The sequence below is a fragment of the Streptomyces sp. NPDC001914 genome, assembly GCF_042891215.1.
In the GTDB taxonomy this organism is placed as follows: Bacteria; Actinomycetota; Actinomycetes; order Streptomycetales; family Streptomycetaceae; genus Streptomyces.
Genome location: NZ_JBIASW010000004.1, coordinates 315,390 through 333,748 on the forward strand (window position 1 = coordinate 315,390; position 18,359 = coordinate 333,748).

Annotated in this window: 20 protein-coding genes; 13 read left to right on the forward strand and 7 right to left on the reverse strand. The window is 71.1% G+C overall.

Annotated features, from left to right (window positions below; genetic code table 11):
* The first annotated feature begins 251 nt into the window (after window positions 1-251).
* Both ACFYYF_RS13985 and ACFYYF_RS13990 read left to right on the forward strand, forming a co-directional pair.
* On the forward strand, window positions 252-857 hold the full coding sequence (locus ACFYYF_RS13985) for a hypothetical protein (protein WP_361679909.1): 606 nt from the start codon (window positions 252-254) through the stop codon (window positions 855-857).
* A gap of 97 nt (window positions 858-954) precedes the next feature.
* The gene (locus ACFYYF_RS13990) at window positions 955-1,491 is read left to right on the forward strand and encodes a 2'-5' RNA ligase family protein (protein WP_388775054.1); all 537 of its coding nucleotides are present in this window, start codon (window positions 955-957) and stop codon (window positions 1,489-1,491) included.
* 40 nt (window positions 1,492-1,531) lie between these two features.
* Here the strand turns inward: ACFYYF_RS13990 and ACFYYF_RS13995 are convergent, their stop codons facing one another.
* Together ACFYYF_RS13995 and ACFYYF_RS14000 are read right to left on the reverse strand one after the other, a co-directional pair.
* Window positions 1,532-2,032 (reverse strand): GNAT family N-acetyltransferase, encoded by a 501-nt coding sequence (locus ACFYYF_RS13995; protein WP_388775056.1) that lies wholly within the window; start codon window positions 2,030-2,032, stop codon window positions 1,532-1,534.
* 72 nt (window positions 2,033-2,104) lie between these two features.
* Entirely contained in the window at window positions 2,105-2,302 is a 198-nt protein-coding gene (locus tag ACFYYF_RS14000) for a hypothetical protein (RefSeq protein WP_388775059.1), read from the reverse strand.
* A gap of 213 nt (window positions 2,303-2,515) precedes the next feature.
* On the opposite strand from ACFYYF_RS14000, the gene ACFYYF_RS14005 reads away from it, so the two are divergent.
* The 3 genes from ACFYYF_RS14005 (at window position 2,516) to ACFYYF_RS14015 (ending at window position 5,466) form a co-directional block, all read left to right on the forward strand.
* Entirely contained in the window at window positions 2,516-2,989 is a 474-nt protein-coding gene (locus tag ACFYYF_RS14005) for a carboxymuconolactone decarboxylase family protein (protein ID WP_388775062.1), read from the forward strand.
* Between the two features lie 68 nt (window positions 2,990-3,057).
* Entirely contained in the window at window positions 3,058-3,981 is a 924-nt protein-coding gene (locus ACFYYF_RS14010) for an RNA polymerase sigma-70 factor (protein ID WP_388775720.1), read from the forward strand.
* A gap of 198 nt (window positions 3,982-4,179) precedes the next feature.
* Window positions 4,180-5,466: an MFS transporter gene (locus ACFYYF_RS14015; RefSeq protein WP_388775064.1), complete on the forward strand. Its 1,287-nt coding sequence runs from the start codon at window positions 4,180-4,182 to the stop codon at window positions 5,464-5,466.
* Here the strand turns inward: ACFYYF_RS14015 and ACFYYF_RS14020 are convergent.
* A complete protein-coding gene (locus ACFYYF_RS14020; RefSeq protein WP_388775067.1) occupies window positions 5,461-6,405 on the reverse strand; it encodes a hypothetical protein in 945 nt (314 codons plus the stop codon). The genes ACFYYF_RS14015 and ACFYYF_RS14020 overlap by 6 nt on opposite strands.
* A 182-nt stretch (window positions 6,406-6,587) precedes the next feature.
* Between ACFYYF_RS14020 and ACFYYF_RS14025 the strand changes: the two genes are divergently transcribed.
* Window positions 6,588-6,845 carry a hypothetical protein gene (locus ACFYYF_RS14025; protein ID WP_388775069.1) on the forward strand — a complete coding sequence of 86 codons (258 nt, stop codon included), beginning with the start codon at window positions 6,588-6,590 and terminating at the stop codon, window positions 6,843-6,845.
* 98 nt (window positions 6,846-6,943) lie between these two features.
* Window positions 6,944-7,501 (forward strand): pyridoxamine 5'-phosphate oxidase family protein, encoded by a 558-nt coding sequence (locus tag ACFYYF_RS14030; protein WP_388775071.1) that lies wholly within the window; start codon window positions 6,944-6,946, stop codon window positions 7,499-7,501.
* 34 nt (window positions 7,502-7,535) lie between these two features.
* Here the strand turns inward: ACFYYF_RS14030 and ACFYYF_RS14035 are convergent, their stop codons facing one another.
* The 3 genes from ACFYYF_RS14035 to ACFYYF_RS14045 all read right to left on the reverse strand — a co-directional run bounded on the left by ACFYYF_RS14035 (window position 7,536) and on the right by ACFYYF_RS14045 (window position 10,874).
* Entirely contained in the window at window positions 7,536-8,816 is a 1,281-nt protein-coding gene (locus ACFYYF_RS14035) for a PQQ-binding-like beta-propeller repeat protein (protein ID WP_388775074.1), read from the reverse strand.
* A gap of 108 nt (window positions 8,817-8,924) precedes the next feature.
* Window positions 8,925-9,836, reverse strand: a complete 912-nt coding sequence (locus tag ACFYYF_RS14040; protein WP_388775076.1) for a MerR family transcriptional regulator — start codon at window positions 9,834-9,836, stop codon at window positions 8,925-8,927.
* Window positions 9,837-10,058: 222 nt separating this feature from the next.
* Window positions 10,059-10,874: a DUF427 domain-containing protein gene (locus tag ACFYYF_RS14045; RefSeq protein WP_388775078.1), complete on the reverse strand. Its 816-nt coding sequence runs from the start codon at window positions 10,872-10,874 to the stop codon at window positions 10,059-10,061.
* Between the two features lie 316 nt (window positions 10,875-11,190).
* Between ACFYYF_RS14045 and ACFYYF_RS14050 the strand changes: the two genes are divergently transcribed.
* From ACFYYF_RS14050 to ACFYYF_RS14075, 6 genes are all read left to right on the forward strand, one after another.
* Entirely contained in the window at window positions 11,191-11,730 is a 540-nt protein-coding gene (locus tag ACFYYF_RS14050; protein WP_388775081.1) for a toxin-antitoxin system, toxin component, read from the forward strand.
* Window positions 11,731-11,734: 4 nt separating this feature from the next.
* On the forward strand, window positions 11,735-12,946 hold the full coding sequence (locus tag ACFYYF_RS14055) for an MAB_1171c family putative transporter (protein ID WP_388775083.1): 1,212 nt from the start codon (window positions 11,735-11,737) through the stop codon (window positions 12,944-12,946).
* Between the two features lie 82 nt (window positions 12,947-13,028).
* Complete coding sequence (locus ACFYYF_RS14060; protein WP_388775086.1) at window positions 13,029-14,243, forward strand: hypothetical protein; 1,215 nt, start codon at window positions 13,029-13,031, stop codon at window positions 14,241-14,243.
* A 124-nt stretch (window positions 14,244-14,367) separates the two neighbouring features.
* Window positions 14,368-15,765, forward strand: coding sequence for an FAD-dependent oxidoreductase (locus ACFYYF_RS14065; RefSeq protein WP_388775088.1), 1,398 nt, complete (start codon window positions 14,368-14,370; stop codon window positions 15,763-15,765).
* Between the two features lie 27 nt (window positions 15,766-15,792).
* The gene (locus tag ACFYYF_RS14070) at window positions 15,793-16,323 is read left to right on the forward strand and encodes a GNAT family N-acetyltransferase (protein WP_388775091.1); all 531 of its coding nucleotides are present in this window, start codon (window positions 15,793-15,795) and stop codon (window positions 16,321-16,323) included.
* 207 nt (window positions 16,324-16,530) lie between these two features.
* Entirely contained in the window at window positions 16,531-16,944 is a 414-nt protein-coding gene (locus ACFYYF_RS14075; protein ID WP_388775094.1) for a pyridoxamine 5'-phosphate oxidase family protein, read from the forward strand.
* A gap of 243 nt (window positions 16,945-17,187) precedes the next feature.
* On the opposite strand, the gene ACFYYF_RS14080 is transcribed toward ACFYYF_RS14075, so the two are convergent.
* Window positions 17,188-18,201 carry an Acg family FMN-binding oxidoreductase gene (locus tag ACFYYF_RS14080; RefSeq protein ID WP_388775097.1) on the reverse strand — a complete coding sequence of 338 codons (1,014 nt, stop codon included), beginning with the start codon at window positions 18,199-18,201 and terminating at the stop codon, window positions 17,188-17,190.
* Window positions 18,202-18,359 lie beyond the last annotated feature (158 nt).

The window sequence follows — 18,359 nt, forward strand, 5'->3', positions numbered from 1 at the left end:
GGGGACACCTTCTCTTCTCCCTCCCACTCACTCACTCACTCGCTCACCACGCCATGCACGACTTCGCGAAAGACGGGAAGTCGTACTGACGGAATGTAACCATTGCCCGGGAAGCCCTTCGGGCCCGCCCTCCTACCCTCCTCGACCTCTGTCCCCGTCGATCCCCGTCGATCCCCGTCGATCCCCGGCACGGTGCCACCGTTCGCGTTCGCCCCCGCTCGCTCCCCCATCGCCGGAACAGGAGCACGCCCATGCGCCTCTACGCCCAGACCCCAGCGCGCCGGAGCCGTCAGGTGGTCGCCGACCTGATCGCCGTGGCACTGATCGCGGTCGCGGTGAAGTTCGCCCTGGTGGTCCACCACGCGATCATGCTGCTGGCCGAGCCGGGGCGTGAGGCCCAGAGCGCGGGCGACAGCCTCTCCAACGGTCTCGACGACGCCGGCGACGCGGCTTCCAAGGTGCCGCTCGTCGGCGACACCCTGAAGAAGCCTCTCCGGTCCGCCGCCGACGCCGCCACCGGCCTCTCGGATGCGGGTCAGTCGCTGGAGGACCTCGTGGGCCGGGTGGCCCTGCTCGCCTCGATCGCCCTGATCGTGCTCTCGGTGGCCTTCGTCCTCGTGCTGTGGCTTCCGCCGCGCGTCCGCTGGATCCGGCGCAGCACCACCACCCGCCGCCTGCTGGACGCTCCCGGCGGCGCCGACCTGCTCGCCCTGCGTGCTCTGACCGGACCGCAGCGCGCCCTCGCCGCGATCCCCACCCCACCGGGCGGCCTCGCCGACGCCTGGCGACGGGGAGATCAGCAGGTCATCGCGGAGTTGTCCATGCTGACGCTCAGGCAGGCAGGCCTGCGGCCCTGACGTGCGAAAGCGAGGGCACGGGCAGGGCGACAGCGGTGCCGGCCGCCGACATCGAAAATCGGTCGCGGACCCCCTCGTCCACGGATAGACAAGGGCGATGACTGGCAACGACTCCGGTACTGATCAAGTGGCACGGTCCGGCCTCGTGGTGACGGTTCCCGAGGCCGAGCCCGCCGTTCAGGCGTGGCGGGACCGGCTGGACCCGTCCGTCGGCTCGGGCATGCCGGCCCATGTCACGGTGCTCTTCCCCTTTCTCCCCGAGGGCCGCCTCGACGGCGACACGCTGGCCGCCATCAGTGATGTGATCGGGCGTCACAGGCGCATCGAGGCACGGTTCGAGCGGTGCGGGCGGTTCCCGGGGGTTCTGTATCTCGCCCCGGAGCCGGCCACTCCGTTCCGCGCGCTCACCGAGGCCGTCGTGGACCGTTGGCCCGAAACCCCGCCCTTCGGCGGGCAGTTCGCCGACATCGTGCCGCATCTGACCATCGCACAGGGGCAGGACGACGCCGTCCTGGACGAGGCTGAGGCCGGTCTTCTGGACCGGCTCCCTGTCGTGACCCGCGTGGCGTCCGTCGACCTCATGGTCCATGACGGATCGCGGTGGCGGCAGCGGGCTTCGTTCGCGCTGGGGTGACCGGGGAAGGGGAGAACGGCAACGGTGTCTCGCGAGAGCTTCATGCCAGTTGCTTGTGCATGACGATGCAGGGCCGGCCGTACTGGCGGTCCGTACGGCGGTCGATCTCATGCCAGCCGAGGGAGCTCCAGAAGGCCAGGGACGCCGGGGTGTTCTCCAGGACCGCGAGCCTCAGGCCTTCCCTGCCCTCGCGTCGGTACCGGTCCTCCACCAGCCCGGCCAGGCGTCGGCCGATCCGCTGCCGGTGAAGATCTCCGTGCACCAGCAGCAGCCCGATCCACGGGTGGCCGTCGGTGGGGTGACGGTCGAGCAGGCACAGCAGTCCGACGATCCGGCCTCTTTCGTTCCGGGCGAGCAGGACCTCGCAGCCCTCGGTGCCCGCCTCTTCCCGCAGGTCAGCCTCGACCTTGCCCGCCGGAACCGCCTCGGGGTCGTACTCGCCGGCGGCACGGCAGTACTCGGGGTTGCTCGCGTAGAGGTCGACCACCTCGGCGATCTCGTCCGGGGTGAAGCGAAGCGGTGTGAGGGAGAGCTGTGCCATGCGGGCAGGGTAGTGCCGGACTTCTCCTGCGACCGGGCACTGCCTCGCCCGTGCGAGGCGGCTCCGTCCCCCTCAATCCCGCGGAGTCGCGAACTTCCGGCGCGGAAATCGTGCGCCGATCACCGCGTGCGGAGTGTTCTCGACGTACACGGCCAGGTGCTCGAAGGAACCGTAGAAGCCACCCCCACCCATGGCTTCGCGCTGCTCGCACTCGGCGCGGACATGCCGTTCCAAAGCCCGCCAGGTGAATTTGATTCCGTGGTAGTGCATGGCGACGGCGGCGTCCTCGTCGATGACTCCGGTGACGACCAGAGCCCCCAGTTGCTGATAGAAGCCGCCGACCAGATAGATGTGCTCCCGGGCCGAGCGGGGCAGACCCGTTCAGCGCCAGGTGGCATGACGCAGGTCACATTCGTTCGTGTCACAGGCGGGCGGGCTGTCTCGTCTCGGGGGTGTAGTCACCACCGAGACGAGGAGTCCACGATGGAAGCGCGACTGAACTACTTCGCCGACCCGACCGCCGGCAAGGCTCTCAAGTACCTGATGTCGGCCGGGAAGGCGATCAAGGACTCGGCGCTGCCGCCCGCGACTCAGGAACTGGTGTCGCTGCGGGTCAGCCAGATCAACGGATGCGCCCTCTGCATCGACATGCACACCAAGGACGCCGCGGCCGCCGGTGAGACCTCGGTACGGCTGCACCTGGTCGCCGCCTGGCGAGAGGCCACGGTGTTCACGGAGGCCGAGCGTGCCGCTCTGGAGCTGGCGGAGGAAGGCACCCGGATCGCGGACGGCGCCCACGGGGTCAGTGACGAGGTCTGGGCACGCGCCGTCAAGCACTACGACGAGGAACAGCTCACGGCCCTGGTGATGCTGGTTTCCTTCATGAACGCGGCGAACCGGCTGAACATCATCGCTCGGACGCCGGCCGGTGACTACGAGCCGGGGCAGTTCCACTGAACAGGATGGAACGAGACGGAACCGGATCGGCGACCGGGCAGGGCAGGAGCGAGGGAAAGGGCACCCGCGTGAACAAGGCCGAGGAGTTCGAGGAGCTGCGGCCGCTGCTGTTCTCGATCGCCTACCGGATCCTGGGCAGCGTGAGCGAGGCCGAGGACGCGGTCCAGGAGACCTGGCTCCGCTTCGACCGCTCCACGACCCTGCCCGACTCGGCCAAGGCCTTCCTCTCGGCCACGGTGACGCGGGTGTCGATCGACGTGCTCCGCTCGGCACGCGTACGGCGGGAGCAGTACGCGGGTCCCTGGCTGCCCGAGCCGCTGCTGAGCGATCCGTACGAGGACCCGGAGCGCTCGGCGGAGCTCGCCGACTCCGTGTCGATGGCGGCGCTGCTCCTGCTGGAACGGCTCAGCCCGCTGGAACGGTCGGTGTTCGTGCTGCGGGAGGTGTTCGCCTTCGGGTTCGACGAGATCGCCACGGCGGTGGGACGTTCGGAGGCGGCGTGCCGGCAACTACTGGTGCGGGCACGCCGCCACATGAAGGCGGGCCGGCCGCGGTTCGAAGCGGACCGCAAGGAGCGGCAGGAACTGGCGGAGCGCTTCTTCGACGCGTTGAGGGACGGCGACGTGGACGCCCTGCAGGGTCTGCTGGCGGCCGACGTGCAGATGGTCGGGGACGGCGGGGGCAACGCCCCGAACCTGGCCCGGGCGGTGGTCGGCGCGGAGAAGGTGGCCCGGCTCCTGGCGTCCGTGTTCCCCGTGCTGGCCAAGGTCGACATCACCTTCGAGCCGCACGAGGTCAACGGCCAGCCCGGCGCGGTGTTCCGTGCCCCGGACGGCAAGATCCTGCACACGCTGGCCCTCGACGTGCTGGACGGCCGGATCCAGGCCATCCGCTCGGTGCTCAACCCGGACAAGCTCGGCCACCTGGGCCCGGTCGCCGACGCCTGGGCCGTGCACCGCGAGGTGAAGGAGGCCCGCCGCCGGACGGACTGACGCCGTCGGTCCGTCCGGCGGGGCGGCCCCCCACGGAATGCAGCCGAGCCGTACGAGGAACGCCCTCAGCCACCCGGGCATCTCGTCCGCCGGGCCGTACGTGTGGGTCGTCGAACCGAAAACGATTCGCCCCCTCCGGACGGCGACGGCTACCCTGCGCGACGTGAACGACCTCCGCGTGTCCTCCCGCCGTCCCTCATGAGCCTGACCCGAACCCTGATCGACGTCCGGCCACTGCGTACGTCCCCGGCCTTCAGGCGTCTGCTGATCGGCCGGACCGTGTCCACGCTGGGCAGCTTCATGACCATGGTTACCGTCATGTACCAGGTCTGGGACATGACGCACAGCACGGTCTGGACCGGCGCGGTGGGGCTGGCGCAGGCACTGCCGATGGTGGTGTTCGGACTGGTCGCCGGTTCCTGGGCGGACCGCGGCGACCGTCGGCGGATCTACCTGGCCGCGACCGTCGGACAGGCGGCCGTCTCGCTGCTGCTGGCCGTGCAGGGCTTCACCGGGCATGTTCCGGTGGCGGGCGTACTCGCCCTGGTCGCCGCGCAGTCCTGCTGCTCGGCCATCGGCGCTCCCGCGGCGGGTGTGTTCGTACCGAGGCTGCTACCCAAGGAACAAGTGGCTGCCGGGCTCGCGCTCCAGCAGGTCACCGGCCAGGCCATGATGCTCGTCGGCCCGGCCCTAGGCGGAATCCTGCTCGGCTGGGCCGGCATCGGCCCCTGCTATCTCTTCGACTCCCTGTCCTTCGGGCTCTCCTTCTACGGCGCGTTCGGGCTGCCCGCTCTGCCGCCCGAGGGTGCACCCGCCCGGGCCGGGTTGCACGGCGTGCTGGACGGGCTTCGCTTCCTGACCGGGCACCGGGCGGTGCGCGGCGCCCTGATCACCGACCTGGCCGCCACCGTGCTCTCGATGCCGACGAGCCTCTTCCCGCTCGTCAACGCCGAACGGTTCGGCGGCAGTCCGCGCACCCTCGGTCTGTTCCTGTCCGTGCTCGCCGTGGGCGGCATCGCGGCGTCCGCGCTGTCCGGGACCATCACACGGCTGGGGCGTCCCGGACCGGTGATGCTCTGCGGAGCGGGGCTGTGGGGCGGGGCGCTCGCCGCTTTCGGTCTGATGCGTGATCCGTGGGCCGGGCTCGCACTGCTGGCCCTCGCCGGGGCCGGGGACGCCGTCTCGGTGATCTCGCGCAGCACGATCGTCCAGACGCACACCCCGGACGCCCTGCTGGGCCGGGTGACGGCGGCCGAGCAGATCGTCGGCCAGGCGGGCCCCAACCTCGGCAATCTGCGCGGCGGTGTCGTCGCGGGCTGGACCTCGGGGGCGACCGCCCTGGTCAGCGGCGGTCTCCTCTGTCTGTTCGCCGTGCTCTGGGTCGGCGCGAAGACACCGGACCTGCGCGGCGGGTCCGTGCACGAGGTCGGCACCGGATCGGCGGTCCCTGTGCCCGTGGACGTCCCCGTACCGGACGGGTCATGACCGGCGGGGCCGCTTGTCGGCCGGCGGGAAGGCAAGACCGGTCGGTGTGTTGAGGCCGGAGGCCGGAAGCGTGACCTGACCGCCGCCGGCCTCGCCGACTCGTACCACCCGGTTGTTGAAACCGTCGGCCACGTACAGGCCGCCGCGGCCGTCCAGCGCGAGACCCAGCGGATCGCTCAGGCCGGTGACCGGCACCGTGCTCTGCGTACCGCCGCGCGCGGACACCTTGACGACGCGGTTGTTGCCGCTGTCCGAGATGTAGAGGTCGCCCGCGGCGTTAAGGACGAGGCCGGTCGGCTGGGACAGGCCGACCGCGGGAACCGTGGTCTGGCCGCTGCCGTCCGCCGCGACCTTGACCACGCGGTCGTTGACGAAGTCGGAGATGTACAGGTCGCCGCGGGCGCCCAGGGCGAGGCCCCAGGGGTGGAGCAGGCCCGTCGTGGGGACGGTGGTCTGACCGCTGCCGTCGGCGGGGACCTTCACGACACGGTCGTTGAAGCTGTCGGCGATGTAGAGCGTGCCCCGGGCGTCGACGGCGAGACCCAGCGGGCGGGAGAGGCCGACGGTCGGCACGGTGGACTGCGCGCCGCCCTTCTCCTCCAGCTTCAGCACCCTGTTGTTGCCCGTGTCGGAGACGTAGAGATCGCGGGCCGCGTCCCATGCCAGACCGGTCGGGCGTACGACACCGTCGACGGGCACCGTCGTCTGGCCGTCGCCCCGCGCCGCGAGTCTCACCACGCGGTTGTTGCCGTAGTCGGAGACGAACAGCGGGGGTCTGGCCGGTGAGGGCCCGTTGTCCTGCGCCGCTCCCGCCGGCCCTGTGGGCAGCGCGCACAGCACGAGGACTCCCGTGGCCGCCGCCAGCCGGCGGGCCCATCCCGCACGGCGGTCGGCCCGTGCGTACGTGCGTGTTCGTGCTTCCGTCGCCCTGTTCCCCACGATTCACCCCTCTGCTCTCGACGGCCGACGCGTCGGCCGGCCGTCCGTGGACACGTGATCGATGCCTTCCCCCGTCGCGCGACGCGTCCCACCGCCGTCGCCCGCTCGGCCGACCGCCGAGTGCGAAGAGCTACCGTGCGCCTGCGCGACGGACGCCGGGCGAGGCGCTTGAATACCGGAGCGTGACTACCGAATCTCAGCGTTTCACCGTCCTGCTGGTCCCCGAGTTCGTCGAGAACAAGGACGGCGTCTCCGCCCGGGACGCGGCCGTGCGATCGGCGACCGTCGAGGCGACCGGCGAGACAGGTGAGACGGGCTACCCGCGCTACGCGGGCGAGGGCATCGTGGCCGACATCGACCCCCGTTCGCGCACGGTCGAGGCGGTTCTGGTCGACGGCTCGGAACTGGACTACGGACTCAGCGCCCTCGTCGCCCCCTGACCGGCAACAAGGGCGCGTGGCCCGACACGACAACGGCCGCGGCGATGAGTTCCGGGCGGCCGACCGGTCCTTGTCAGGAAGAGGAAGGGAGTTCCGCCATGCCGACACAGGAACCCGCGAAGCAACCCGTCACCGAGCTCGACGCCCGCTACAGCTCCGCGCTCCAGCCCCGCCCGGGAGCCGCGGACGTCACGGCCACCGAATGGGCCGAGGCCCGGCGGACGATGGAGGCCGCCGAGATCTTCTGGGTGTCGACCGTTCGGGCGGACGGCCGGCTGCACGTCACCCCGGTGATCGCCGCCTGGTACGAGGGGGTGTTGTACTTCTCCACCGGTCCCGCGGAGCAGAAGGCGAAGAACCTCGCCCACAACAGCCACTGCGCGCTGACGACCGGCGGGAACTCGCTCACCGAAGGCCTCGACCTCGTCATCGAGGGCGAGGCCTCACGGGTCACCGATCCGGCCGTCCTGGAAGAGGTGATCACGGCGTACGAAACGAAGTACGGGGCGCACATCACCTCCCCGGAGGGCACCTTCCACAGAATCGGGAACGCGTTCCGCAAGGGCGACGCGGTGGTGTACGCGGTCGCGCCGGCCACGGCGTACGGCTTCGGTCGCGACGACGGGGTCTACACCCACACGCGGTGGACCTTCTGAGCGGCCGTCTCATCGGCTCCTCGACTCGGAGCGCTCAGGTCACGATCCATTCGTCGTCCCGGGACACGGCCCACCCGAGACGGACGGCGCCGTCACCGACCCCTTGGACCATGAGGTCGGTCGGACGGACTCCGTCCGGGACGGTCAGGTCCGGCAGACGAAGCCTGTGGAGCAGCTTTCCTGTGCGGGCGTCGAGGACGAGAAGGTCGGCCTGGAGGTCCCGTTCCTGGTCCTCGTACTCGTCGAGGACCGTCGAGTTCTCCACGACGTAGACCCGTCCGTCGGCGATCGCGGCCGAGCCGAACGAGAAGCCCTCGGCCGCTCGGCGCTCCCAGGCCCGTTCGCCGGCCTGTGTGTCGTACGCCGTCAGCAGGGTGCTGTGGAAGGTGCCCGGCGGTTCGTCGTCCCCTTCGCCGATGACGACACTGCCTTGTGCGTCCGGGGGAAACCAATCGTCGCTGGTGAATTCTGCCCGCGGCTCGGCGCCGTTCCTGTCGACGGCCAGGAGCTGGATGAGGGGCGCTCCACCCGCTTGTCCGGTGTCCGTCGGGGCGACCGCGACCAGCGTGTGGCCGTCGGCCCTGCGCACGTGCTGCCGGACTGGACGCCTCCACAGCTCGGCTCCGCTGCGACTGTCGACGCCGATCAGGATGCCGCTCTGCTCGTCCGAGGCATCGCAGTTCATGTTGACGACCGTCAGGTGCTCCGCCATGTCGTGGACGTCCCAGGGTGTCGGGTCCGTGCAGGACGGGGAAGCCTCCTTCATCCTCCACAACACGTCGCCGTCACGCTCGGAGAAGGCGGTCACCGCGCCCGAGGTCTCCACGAAGATCCGGCCCGCGCCGATGTCGAGGCCACGAAATCCTCGACTGGTGAGATGTGCGCGCCACCGTACGGTCCCGGTGCGCAGATCGATGGCCACCAGCTTCCCGTCGTCGAACCAGGCCGCCACCGTGTCGGCCGACACCTCGACCGACACCACGTCGGGGTCGCCGAAGGGTTCGTAGCGCCAATACTCCTTGCCCGTGCACGCGTTCAGGGCGACGAGGGCGAAGTCGGTCGTCTCGACGGCCAGTCCATGGACGATCGCCACGGGACGATGGGACCGGTGCACGACCTGCGTCGGTGCGGCCGGCGCCGCCGACCCCAACGGCTTGGGAAACGGCCCCTGGCTGCCTGTCACCCGGTCGTGTTTGCCGGGGCCCTCGATCAAGAGGCCGATGAACATGGCGACCAGCACGGCTCCGACGATCATCAAGGCGTATCGCCGCTCCGCCGGGTTCGGCTCTCCCGGCAGACGTGTCTCCCCCGTCACCCGCTCTCCCCCACCGTCAACCGGCAGCCCCCACGGTCCGTCGGTCCGGTGATCCTCCCGCTTCGCTTCCGGAGAACACAAGGGACGCGGCACGGGGACGTGCCCGGCTCAGCCCGCCCGGGCGACCTGCTCGTCCAGCGCGTCACGGAGCCAGTCGTGGATGGCGCCGGGGGTCGGTTCGGGCGAGGCCGTGATCTCGGCGGTGAGATCCCAGTAGTGGTCGATACGGGGGTCCGCGGCCAGTTGCCCGCTGAGTCCCCGGCGGAACGCGGGCGTGTCCCGCGTGTCACGGGAGCGGGCGTAGGCGGAGACGAAGCAGTCGAGCGCCTCGCCCGCTCGCGGTGACGGCTCCGCGCGCACCTGCGGCGACGCCAGCGCGTACGCCTCGACGAGACCGTCGTAGAGCACGGCCGGACGGCCTCCGCCGGGCCGGTGCGCCGCGGGCCGGCCATGGCCCGTGCCGGGGCAGGGGGCGGTGACGAAGGCGTGCAGCCGTGTGAAGGCCAGCACCTGGGCCGGTGTCGGACCATCGGGGAGCTGCGGAACGGAGTGGTCGACGATCGCGGAGACGAGCCGGGCCGGGAGCCGTGGTGGCAGCCAGCGCCGCCAGAAGCGGGCCAGCGGCGCGGTGCTGGGCGGGACGGACACGGAACCGATCAGCCGCAGGCGAGCGGCACGCTCCTCGGGGGCGCAGTCCTGGAGCAGTTGGAGGGCCGCCTCCTGCCAGCGCAGCGCGGTGAGTCGCGAGCCGATCTGCCGGAGCTGTCCCGCGACGACGTCCTCCAGCGTGTCGTCCTGGTCGAGGACCCGTTCGACTTCGGGAACCGGCAGGTCGAGGGTGCGCAGCGAGCGGATCATGTTCAGCCGGTCGAGCGCTTCCGGGCCGTAGCGGCGGTGGCCGCCGGAACTGCGCGCGCCTTCGGGCAGCAGGCCCCGGTCCGAGTAGAAGCGGACCGTCTTGACGGTGACTCCGGCGCGCTCGGCGAGCTCTCCGATGCTCCACATGGTGTCGGGGGACACGGACTTGAACCTCCCTCAGGGGGTTCCCACCGTACCGGCGAGCGGGGAGCGCCGGTACGCCCGGCCGGTGACCAGCGCGATGCGGGGCGACGCCGCCGAGCGGCGACCGGTTGCCCAGAGGTCAGCAGCCGAGAGGCGCATTCGCATGCGCGGTTTCAGCGCCGCGGCGTAATCCTCGCGTCGCCGGATGGAAAGATCCGCGTCCGTTCTTCCATCGCTGTCTCACCTTGGTGTCTGTGCCGAGAGGCCTCGGGTGAACGGGGTGACGGGGCGCTCCAGGGTTTCGCCGTCGACGGTGATGTCGGCCGCCTCGTTGTAGAAGCACAGGAGGTTCTTGACGGGGTGCACCGCCGGCAGGGGATCCGGGTAGCTCCAGACGATGTTGGCCGGGACGGCTGCCGCGTCCCGCAACGACCAGTAGTCGGCCGTGCCCTTGTAGGGGCAGCCGGTGTGGTGGTCGGTGGGGACGAGCAGTTCCGTGCGGACGTCCTCGCGCGGGATGTAGAAGCGGGTCGGCAGGGCCGTTTCGAAGAGCAGGACCGGGCGGACGGTGTCGGCGACGAGCGTGCCGTCGATCTCGACGCGCACGTGACGGCTGCTCGCCATGGCGTCCACCCGTTTGTGGGGGTCGCGGGGGTGGATGAAGATCTCTTCCTCCTCCTCGTACCAGTGGTCGAGGCCCCGGCCGACGCGGCCGAACCACTCGAAGGAGATGTGTCCGGCGAGGTCGGCGGCGGGGAACGTCCAGGCCGCGTTCTCCACGAGCTCGCCGTCGAGCTCGAGGTCGTAGAAGACCCGCGATCCGGTGTGGGTGCCCGTCGCGGGGTTCCTCGCGGGGCGGAGCAGGTCCCCGCGGACCTCCTCGCGCGGGAAGGCGTACAGCGGGACCGGCACTCCCGGCTCCCACACGAGGACGGGGTGCCTGCTGTCGACGACGGTCACCTCGCCGCGCCGGCCGCGTACCCAGCGTGCGCTGGGTTCCCACAGAAGTCCTTCCGGGGTGGTGCGGACGGCTCGCTCGGTGGGGAATGTGCTCATGGCCGGTTCTCCTTCGGGTCCATCCGCCGTGGCCGCCGGAGCCGTTCGGGCCGCGTCGGCGACGGCGGTATCCAGTCATCCGGCCCAGCACTCACGGGTCTGCTTTTATCGGACTTGTTCAGTATCAATAGCCCACCGCGATGTCGCCTTCGGATGGTTGCCCGTGCACGGCAAGCGCGGGTTTGGCATATTGCGTACGGAGGCTGACCGCGCCGAGGTCCCGGATCGGCATCGACCTGCACGGAGCGAAGAACGCTGACACGAAGCCGCAGGCTTCTCGCACTTCCTGGGGAGAACAGTGCGCAAGGTAAGGGTCATGCGTCGTCTCGTCGGCGAGTTGGTCGCCGGTGTCGGGCTGCCCGTGCCCGCGGAGCCGGACGCGCTGTTCGACGCCTTGATCCCCCTGATCGGCGCGAGGACGGGACGGGAACTCGTCGTCCTCCGCAAGGAGTTCCCGCACCGGACGGCCAGTGGCCTCTGGCTCGATCTGCCCGACCGCGACATCATCGTGATCGACGAGCGGGCGACCCCGCTCCATCAACTGGCGATCTTCTTCCACGAGGTCTGGCATCTGCTCGACGGTGCCTGCGGCAGCCACGCCGTCGGCCGGTCCCTGGCGACCCGGATGCTGGCCACCCGGCCGGACCTGCCCGAGCTGGACGAGACCGTGCGCAGGGTTGCCGCGCGCACCGAGTTCAAGCACAACGAGGAGAGGGCAGCCGAGATGTTCGGCCTGCTGGCGGCCACGCGGTTCCGCGTCTGGCTGGAGAGCGAGCCCGGCAGCATGCCGACGGAGCGCGGGGACATCGCCGGACGCATCAACGCGTCGCTGGGAAACCGCCGCCGGCAGGTCTGAGCCCGTGGACTCCTTCGGCTACTACGTACCCGCCGCCGCCCTGTGGATCTGCTTCGCCGTGAAGCTTCCGGATCTGCGGAGGGCCTGGCGTGACCCGCTCGTCCGCTCGGTCTGCGTGGTGATCGCCGTGGGAGGCGCGGGATTCTTCTTCGCCGCTCCCCCGACGATCGCCGCGGTGAACGACATCAGCGGGATCCCGAACGCCTCGAGTCTGCTGGTGTACATCATCATCAGCGGATTCAGCGCCGCCTGCCTGCTGCTGATCGTTCACTGGCGCGGTGGCTCCACCGAGCACGTGCGGCGGGTCTCGCGATGCTGGCTCCTTGGTTACACGCTGGTCGTCGCCGTGCTGGTCGTTCTGTTCGGCCTGGGTGACGCTCCGGTGGAACGCCGCACGGACTTCGACACGTACTACGCGTCAGCGCCGTACATCGGCGAGATGATCATGCTGTACCTGATGGCGCACATGACCGCGGCTCTCGTCACCACGGTGATGTGCTGGCGCTGGGCGCTCCAGGTCCACGGCTGGCTGCGTGCGGGCCTGTGGATCCTGTGCGTCGGCTGGCTGCTGAATCTCTCCTTCAGCGGCCTCAAGCTGGCGGCGGTGGCCGCCCACAGAGGCGGCCGGGACTGGGACGTGCTCAGCACCACCTTCTCTCCGCTCCTCTCGGCCATGGCCGCCCCCTTCGCCATCGTCGGATTCCTGCTGCCACTGGTGGGGCCCTGGGCGGTCGCCACCGGACGGACCCTTGCCACGTACGTACAGCTGGGGCCGCTGTGGAACGAGCTCCGTGGCGCAAGTCCCGGCACGTCGCTGGCCGCGCCCATCCGCTGGTACGCCTCGCCCCAGGTCCACCTCACCCGACGCGAGGCGGGCATCCAGGACGGGCTGAGTCTCGTACGTCCGCAGCTCGACGACGACGTCCGCGCGGGCGCGCAGTCGGCCGCCGAAGCCGCCGGCGTCACCTGCCCGGAAGCCGTCCTCATCGGTCAGGCGGCGATGATCCGCGCGGCCTCGCGGGCCACGCACGAGGGCCGCACCCGGGCACCCCGCGTTCCCGGGGAGTCCGCCGTTCCGACCGCGCGCGCAGCTCTCATCGGGGTGTCCCGCGCCCTGCGGAACTTACCGGTGGTGGCCACGGTCGGTACGGATCCGGCGGCGCCGTCCCGTCCTGCCGTCCGACACGTCGAGGATGGCGAGAAATCACCCACATGAGCTCTTCCGCCGCCCCAGCCCCCGCACGCGTCCGGGCCGCCGTGAGCCCGTGGTCGCGCCCTGCCCGGAAGGACCGTGAGCGGTGAACGGCGGCGGTCTGGTGTTCTACGTCCCGGGTGCGATCCTGCTGATCGCCGTCGCGGTCAAACTCCCCTCGATGAGGGGGAGATGGCGGGACCCCGTGATCATGCCCAGTGGAGCGATCCTGCTCATCGGGTCCGCCGTCTGCGTGCTCTCCGCACCCCCGACGATCACCGCCGTCAACGCTTTCACCGGGATATCCAACTTCTCCGGACCGCTGGTCTACTGCGGCATGTCCGCGCTGAGCGCCTCCTACCTCGTCCTGATGATCGCGTGGCGGGGCGGGCCCCTCCCCGGACTCAGGCGGCGGATGCTCCAGGTCATCGCCCTCTACGCGTTGGTGATCACCGGGATCGTGGTGCTCTTCGGGCTGGCCGAGGCGCCCGTCGAGCGCACGCGGGACCTGGACACCTACTACGCCAATACGCCGTACATGCGCGAGATGATCCTGCTGTATCTCGTGTTCCACACCCTCGCCACCGTCACCCTGACGTGCATGTGTCTCGGCTGGCTCCGGATGGTCACCGGAATCACGCGCACGGGCCTGGCCCTCATCGTCGTCGGCAGTTGCTTCGACCTTGCCTACCAGGCGGTGAAGTACACGGCCATGGCGGCCCGTTGGAGCGGACGCGACTGGGACTTCCTCAGCACCGACGTGTCGCCGCCGCTGGTCGCGCTCGCCGGCGTCCTTGTCGCCTCCGGCTTCGCGCTGCCCCGCCTCGGCCCTCCGCTCGCGGACAACGTGCGTGCCTGGAACCGCTACCGGCTCCAGAAACCGCTCTGGGCGGAGCTGCGCGAGCTGCGCGGTTCCGCGACGGCGGAGTTCCGCTGGTGGACCTCTCCCGTGGTGCGACTGACCCAGCAGGAGATCACGATCCTCGACGGCGTCCTGGCCTGCGGGCCCTACCTGGACATGGACATCCGTGACGCCGCCTACGCCGAGGCACTTCGCCAGTCGGCCGCTCCGGCCGGGTCCGGGCCCGCACGACAGACGGTGCTGGAGGACGCGAGGGTGGTGGCGGACGCCGCCATGCTCGCCGCCGCCCGCATTTATGTGACGGCACGTCACAACACCTACCTCGCAGCCGAGGCGGGTCTCCTCAAAACCGTGGAGCGACCCCACACGAGGGTGCGGCTCGCCCGCGCCATCGGGACCTCACCCATCGTCGCGGCAGCCCGCCGACGCGCGGCGCTGCAGGACGTGCGCCAGGAGTGATCCCAACAACCCTGCACGTGAAGGTACGTTGTCCCCCCACAGCTCGAACTTCTGTGCTTCTGGCGGCAACCGTCTGTCAGGAGCCCTCCCGGCCGGACGGCCGCCAGAAAGGGTGCTTCCGCCAATGCCCGAGAGAACGTCCGGTCGTCGGCCTGCCGCTCTCGTGATCGGAGGAGGTATGACCGGCATGCTCGCGGCGGCCGTACTCTCCGACCACGCGGATGTCACGGTCATCGAGTCCGACGTCCTGCCCAGGCTGCCCGCCCCGCGCAAGGGACTCCCCCAGGCCCGCCACGCGCACCTGCTGTGGTCGGGCGGGGTGCGGGCCCTGGAGGACCTGCTGCCCGGCATCACGGACCGGCTCGTCGCCCGCGGTGCCCGCCGCGTGCCGATCATGTCGGGCATGGTCAGCAAGGCACCCTCCGGGCAGTGGTTCCGGCGGTTCGAGAACGCCCACCACGTCAACCTCGTGTGCAGCCGCGACCTGCTCGACGCGACGATCCGCGCCGAGGTCCTCCGGCGGCCCCGCGTGAACCTGCGCGAGCGGACCGAACTCCTCGCCCTCGAGGGCAGCGCGGATGGCGTGACCGGGGTACGCCTGCGTGATGCCGAGGGAGCGGCGGCCCTCTCGGCCGACCTCGTCGTCGACGCCACCGGACGCGCGAGCCGCGCACCGGTGTGGCTGACCGACCTCGGCCTGCCGCCGGTTCAGGAGAAGGTCGTCGACGCCGGGGTCGGCTATGCGAGCCGGATCTACCGGGCCCCCGCGTCCACGGGCGAGGACTTCCCCATCGTCAACGTGCAGGCGGACCCCACACGGCCGCCGGGCAGGGGAGGCATCATCCTTCCCATCGAGGAGGGCAAGTGGCTCGTCACGCTCTCCGGCAGCCGAGGAGGCCGGCCCAGCCGCGACAACGCCGAGTTCGTGGCCTTCGCCCGCTCACTCCCCCATCCCGTCATCGGTGACCTCCTCGCCGGGGCGGAACCGCTCACCGACGTCGTCACCACCCGCAGCACGGCCAACAAGCGCCGCTACTACGAGAAGCTGCCCGGCTGGCCGGCCGGCTTCGCCGTGCTGGGGGACGCCATCGCCGGATACAACCCGGTGTACGGACACGGCCTGACGGCGGCCGCGCAGGGTGTCCTGGAACTCAGGAAGGTGCTCGCGCGGCATGCCATCGCCTCCCCGGAGACGGCCAGGCACATCCAGCGTCGCGCGGCACGCCCGGTGGGGCAGGCCTGGGACCTCGCCGTGGGCCAGGACGCCCTCTACCCGGGTGCCACGGACGAGGCGCCGAGCGGACTGGAACGAGCCGCCGCCAGATTCATCGACCGCGCCGTCGACGCCGGGGCGCGCGACCCCCAGGCCCTGCGGGTACTGCTGGACGTCATGAGCATGGAGCGGCCACCGGTCCGGCTCCTCGCGCCCGACATGCTCTTCCGTGTCTTCCTCGGCCGGAAGCTGCCCCTGCTGGACGGCCCCCCGCTGACCGAGGCCGAACGGAAGGCCGCGGGTCTCTGATCCCTCTCGGGCGCTAGTGTGATCATCATGGCTGAGTGGGATCTACGGCCGGCGTCGCTCCGAGACGTCGAGGCGGTGGTCGAGTTGCGTGCCGTGGTGATGCGGCCGGATCTGGAGCGGCTCGGGCGCTACGACCCGCACCGGGTGCGCCAGCGGCTGCGGGACGCGTTCGACCCGTCCCACACCTGGGTGATCGAGGTCGCCGGCGCGTTCGCCGGGTCCGTCGCCCTGCGCCCGGCGGAGGACGCCCGTTGGGTCGAGCACTTCTATCTGGCACCCGAGCTTCAGGGGTCCGGTATCGGCTCGGGCGTACTCGGCGAACTCCTGGAGCGGTGTGACCGCGCCGGTGTCCGGGTCCGGCTGAACGTACTGCAGGGCAGTCCGGCCCGGCGGCTGTACGAGCGCTGCGGGTTCACCGTCGAGTCGGAGGATCCGGTGGACGTGTTCATGGTGCGCGAGCCCGGGCCGGTGGGCGAGCCCGGGCCGGTGGGCGAGCCCGGGCCGGTGGGTGGGTCCGTGCCAGTGGGTGGGTCCGTGCCGGTGGGCGAGCCCGGCTGACCGAAGCGGCCACGTCGGGCCCGTATGCCCGTCCCGTCCCCGACCGGATCCCCGACCGGATCCCTGGCCGGGTCCCTGGCCGCATCCCTGGCCGGACAGGCGTCCGGCCTGTGCCGGGCCGTCCGGCACGGAGCAGGCCGTTCGGCTCCCCCTCGGTAGGGCCGACCGGCCCTACTCGGTCCCGTCCCGGGGAGGGACCATGGCTGGATGTCCCAGGAAGACACATTTCACGAACTCGACCGGCAGGAGTGCATCCGCCTCCTGGCGAAGGTTCCGGTCGGCCGCGTGGTGTACACCCGGCAGGCCCTGCCCGCGGTCCTTCCGGTCAATTTCTGTCTGGACACGGACGACTCCGTGCTGCTGCGCACCTCGTCGGAATCGGAGCTCGTCCGCGCGATCGACCGCGTCGTGGTCGCCTTCGAGGCGGACGAGTTCGACGCGGAGACCCGGTCCGGGTGGAGCGTGGTCGTCACCGGCCGCGCCACCGTGGTGACCGACCGCGCGGAGCAGGAGCGGTTGTCGCAGGCCGGCCCGGCCTCCTGGATGCCGCTGCGGAGCGCGGTGTTCGTCAGGATCGAATCCGAGATGGTCACCGGACGCGAACTCCGGGGACCGGCGTGACGCGCTGACCCCGGTCGGGCCCACACCTACGGCCACCCGCCTGTGGCCTCGCCACAGGCCAGCCCCCTCGTGTGCCACCTCATCGCTGCGACCAGTCAGCCCCCTGTGCCCTGTCACCACTGCGACCAGCCGACCCCGCCTGCGCCATCTCACCGCCGCAGCCGGGCCCCACCCGCCCCCTCGTCCCGCCCACCGCCGGCGCCAGGCCGGTCAGATCCTCGTTCCGCCTCGCCACCCACAGACCTAGCTCCCCCTCGACCCGCAGCCCCCGGAACCCGCCTCCGCATCCGGTACGGGCCCCGCGTCGGCGCGGGGTGTGTGGCCGCCGTCGGTGCCGTAGCCGAAGCGGATCAGTGCCTGCGGGCGGCACCGCCGCTTCTCCCCGGCCGTCGCAGCCCTGAGGTCCGGCCACTCCATCGCCTGGTGCAGTACCGAGGTCCGCACCCCGTGCCGGGTCGCCGTGAGCAGGACGCGCTCCAGTGCCTGCCCCGCCCTCAGCCAGTCCTCCCGCCAGTCGTACGCGGTCCACAGCAGGCCCACCTGGGCGTGGCGCTCGAAGCGCAGGGCGGGCAGTCCGGGCACGGGCAGCCCGGCGGTGAAGTCGCGGACCGGCATGCGGCCGGACGCGTCCCGCGCACCCAGGGCCGTGACCGGGATGCCGTACGAGCCGTCGCCGCCCGGCGCGGTGATCCAGGAGCGTTCCTCGTCCGCCCGGGCCGGGTCGGCGGCGTTGCGGGCCTCGGCGGCCTGCGTCAGGCGCAGCAGGCGCCGGGTCCCGATGATGTCCGGCACCTCCAGGTGCGCGCCCTCGGCCCGGGCCGAGCTGATCATCTCGTAGGCGATCGGTTCGGGCACGGGGCGGCCGGTGAAGGGCATCCTGCTCGTGTGGCGCCGCTGGACCTCGTCGTACAGGTCGCGCAGCGGCAGCCGCGCGTCCGCGGCCGGCGTCGTGAGCTCTACGGTGGCCAGCAGGTCCGGATCCTGCGGAACGGGGCAGAGCACGACGACCGGATCCCAGCCGAGGTGCTCGGCGGCCACGCGGAGGTTGAAGACGGCCGCCCCCACCGACAGGTGCTGGGCGCGCAGCCGGGGATCTGCCCTCGGCAGCCGTCGTGCACGGTCGAGACGGACCTTGATCACGCCGGTGTCCGGATCCAGGCCGAACCGCCAGGGTTGAGTGTTGTGGATCGATGGCGCCGCCACCGCCGCGGCCAGCAGGGTGCGCACCGTCGCGGCGTCGACTTTCCGGGTCTGCATCGAGACTCCTTCGCACGGTGGATCGGTCCCTGAAGGCATGGTGCCCGATGGGTCCGCCGACGCCAGCGTGCAACGGGAGCCGCACCTCATCCGTCGGCCGACCGGGTCCGGAACAGGGGCCGTTCGTCCCCGATCCTGCCGGACGCAGGGGCCCGAAC

Excerpts from the sequence above, each read along its gene's own strand:
- ACFYYF_RS13985 (WP_361679909.1), top strand. The coding sequence starts at position 252 with ATGCGCCTCTACGCCCAGACCCCAGCGCGCCGGAGCCGTCAGGTGGTC.
- ACFYYF_RS13990 (WP_388775054.1), top strand. The coding sequence starts at position 955 with ATGACTGGCAACGACTCCGGTACTGATCAAGTGGCACGGTCCGGCCTC.
- ACFYYF_RS13995 (WP_388775056.1), bottom strand. The coding sequence starts at position 2,032 with ATGGCACAGCTCTCCCTCACACCGCTTCGCTTCACCCCGGACGAGATC.
- ACFYYF_RS14000 (WP_388775059.1), bottom strand. The coding sequence starts at position 2,302 with ATGCACTACCACGGAATCAAATTCACCTGGCGGGCTTTGGAACGGCAT.
- ACFYYF_RS14005 (WP_388775062.1), top strand. The coding sequence starts at position 2,516 with ATGGAAGCGCGACTGAACTACTTCGCCGACCCGACCGCCGGCAAGGCT.
- ACFYYF_RS14015 (WP_388775064.1), top strand. The coding sequence starts at position 4,180 with ATGAGCCTGACCCGAACCCTGATCGACGTCCGGCCACTGCGTACGTCC.
- ACFYYF_RS14030 (WP_388775071.1), top strand. The coding sequence starts at position 6,944 with ATGCCGACACAGGAACCCGCGAAGCAACCCGTCACCGAGCTCGACGCC.
- ACFYYF_RS14045 (WP_388775078.1), bottom strand. The coding sequence starts at position 10,874 with ATGAGCACATTCCCCACCGAGCGAGCCGTCCGCACCACCCCGGAAGGA.
- ACFYYF_RS14050 (WP_388775081.1), top strand. The coding sequence starts at position 11,191 with ATGCGTCGTCTCGTCGGCGAGTTGGTCGCCGGTGTCGGGCTGCCCGTG.
- ACFYYF_RS14065 (WP_388775088.1), top strand. The coding sequence starts at position 14,368 with ATGCCCGAGAGAACGTCCGGTCGTCGGCCTGCCGCTCTCGTGATCGGA.
- ACFYYF_RS14070 (WP_388775091.1), top strand. The coding sequence starts at position 15,793 with ATGGCTGAGTGGGATCTACGGCCGGCGTCGCTCCGAGACGTCGAGGCG.
- ACFYYF_RS14075 (WP_388775094.1), top strand. The coding sequence starts at position 16,531 with ATGTCCCAGGAAGACACATTTCACGAACTCGACCGGCAGGAGTGCATC.
- ACFYYF_RS14080 (WP_388775097.1), bottom strand. The coding sequence starts at position 18,201 with ATGCAGACCCGGAAAGTCGACGCCGCGACGGTGCGCACCCTGCTGGCC.